The sequence below is a fragment of the Candidatus Binatia bacterium genome, assembly GCA_026415395.1.
Classification (GTDB): Bacteria; Desulfobacterota; Binatia; order HRBIN30; family HRBIN30; genus HRBIN30.
On the sequence record JAOAHD010000008.1, the window covers coordinates 1 to 2,056 of the forward strand.

A 2,056-nucleotide genomic window follows, 5' to 3' on the forward strand; every position below is an offset into this window, starting at 1 on the left:
AAGAACCTGCGAGTGTGGCAAGCTTGCTTGCTGCTGCTGGGGCCGATGGTGGTCTGCCCCAGCCGGAGCGGGTCGCGCGGCAAAGGGCTCTAGCCTGCGGCGATGTCCCGAACCAACCGGGAAGAGCCGCTGGAGACGGGCATAGGACCCCCTGGCTTTAGCCATGGGGAGGCTCAGTTCGTCGATTGCATCGCGCAGGTGCAGCCCCGGGATGCTGCGGCCCGAGCCTTTCAGGAGCCCATCATGCTGGGCTGCGCACAGCGCAATGGTGGGCCTCCAGTAGCGCTCTTTCAGGCGCGAGGCCACAAGGCCGATGACGCCCTCGTGCCACTGAGTCTGGTGCACGACGAGGCCCGTCTTTTGCTCCCAGCCCGGCTGCTCGGCAAGCTCCACCGCTTGCATCTCCATCTCGGCTTGTGTGGCTCGGCGCTCTTCGTTGATGCGGTGCAGCTCGGCGGCAATCTCTTGCGCACGCCCCGGAGCATCGCACAAGAGCCCCTCGATGCCCAGGGACATGTGCTCCAGCCGCCCCGCCGCGTTGATGCGCGGGCCAATGGCAAAGCCGAGATCGGCGCTTGTGGCCCAAGCGGCTTGCCGCTTGGTCAGCGCAAAGAGCGCCTGGATGAGTGGCAGTGCCGCGCCTTTTCGCATGCGGGCAAGCCCCGCCGCCACGAGCCTGCGGTTGTTGGCATCCAGCGGCACGACGTCGGCCACCGTGCCCAGTGCCACGAGGTCCAAGAGCTGCTCGAGGGCAGGGCGCTCGCGCCCCTCGAACGCGGCGCTCGCCTGGAGCTTCGATCGCATCGCCAGCAGCACGTAAAACGCCACGCCCACCCCCGCCGCGGCCTTGCTCGCAAAAGGACAGCCCGGCTGGTTCGGATTCACGATCCAGGGGGTTGGGGGAAGGGTCGCCCCCGCGAGGTGGTGGTCGGTCACGACCACGTCCATGCCAAGGCTGCGCGCGCGCTCGATGCCGTCCAGCGCCGCAATGCCGTTGTCCACCGTCACGAGCACGTGCGGTCGCCTCTCGTGCGCAAGCTCGGCCAGCGTCGGGCTCAGTCCATAGCCGTGCTTCAGGCGATCCGGCACCAGGAAGTCCACGTGCTCGGCCCCCAGCATGCGCAGGCCCCGCACCATCACAGCGGTGGCCGTAGCCCCATCGGCGTCGTAGTCGCCCACAATCAGAATGCGCTGATTCTCAGCAATGGCCTTGAGCAGCCGGCTCGCCGCCTCATCGATACCTTTGAAATCGCGATAGTGCAGCAGACCACCGATCCCTGTGTCGGCCTGCTCTGGGCCGCGAAGACCGCGAGATGCCAGCAGGCGGGATTTCCAGGGCTGCAGGCCCCTCATCTGAAGGGCTTGAATGAGACTCTCGTCTGCCTGAGTCCGGAATCGATGAGCAATCGTCTGCGCCATGGATTTTTTGACATCCTCCCCGCTCTGAAGGACGGGGATTCCCGTTTTCAGTGGCATGGGATTCCTCCTGCGAGGCGGCAATGTCCTGCCGCGAGAATGTTCCTTGCTGCGTTAACGTCGCGGTCGTGTACCGTTCCGCACTCACTGCAAGTCCACTCTCTTATTCGCAAACCTGCGATACCGTTAGGCCGCGACTCAGGCAAAGCGCCACAAGCCGAACAGGTTTGGGTTGAATACGCTTCGTTGACTACCTCAAAAACCACTCCTGCCTGACGGCACTTGTATTCCAAAGTGGTTTTGAACATGGCCCAGCCCGCATCCAGTGCGGACTTGGCCATCTTGGTTTTGACCAGCTTGGCGCCGGCCACGTCGCCCACGAAGATGGCGGCGTTGTTTTTCACAAGGTTCGTGGTCAACTACCCCCGACTGAAGTCGAGGGCTTGTCCCTGTACTACGCAACCAGGAGGTCCTGATGCGGTTCCGAGACTTTAGGCGCATTGACGCACGCCCTGGCGAGGCAACGGATGTTCCTCGCCGCGTTCACATCTGCGTGGTCGGCGTGCCCACAGGCCACACAGCGGAACTCCGTTTGCGATGGGCGGCTGGCTTTGGATACGTTTGCGCAAACCGCGCACGT

Annotated in this window: 2 protein-coding genes and 1 pseudogene; all 3 read right to left on the bottom strand. The window is 64.1% G+C overall.

The features are described from left to right. Positions 1–1,476: DHH family phosphoesterase (locus N3C12_10035; GenBank protein MCX8072777.1), on the bottom strand; the 1,476-nt coding region annotated here is incomplete at its 3' end. After that, positions 1,467–1,832: pseudogene (locus N3C12_10040) on the bottom strand (RNA-guided endonuclease TnpB family protein). The pseudogene N3C12_10040 and the gene N3C12_10035, both read right to left, overlap by 10 nt. Positions 1,833–1,870: 38 nt before the next feature. After that, the coding region (locus tag N3C12_10045; GenBank protein ID MCX8072778.1) for a transposase at positions 1,871–2,056 on the bottom strand (186 nt) is incomplete at its 5' end.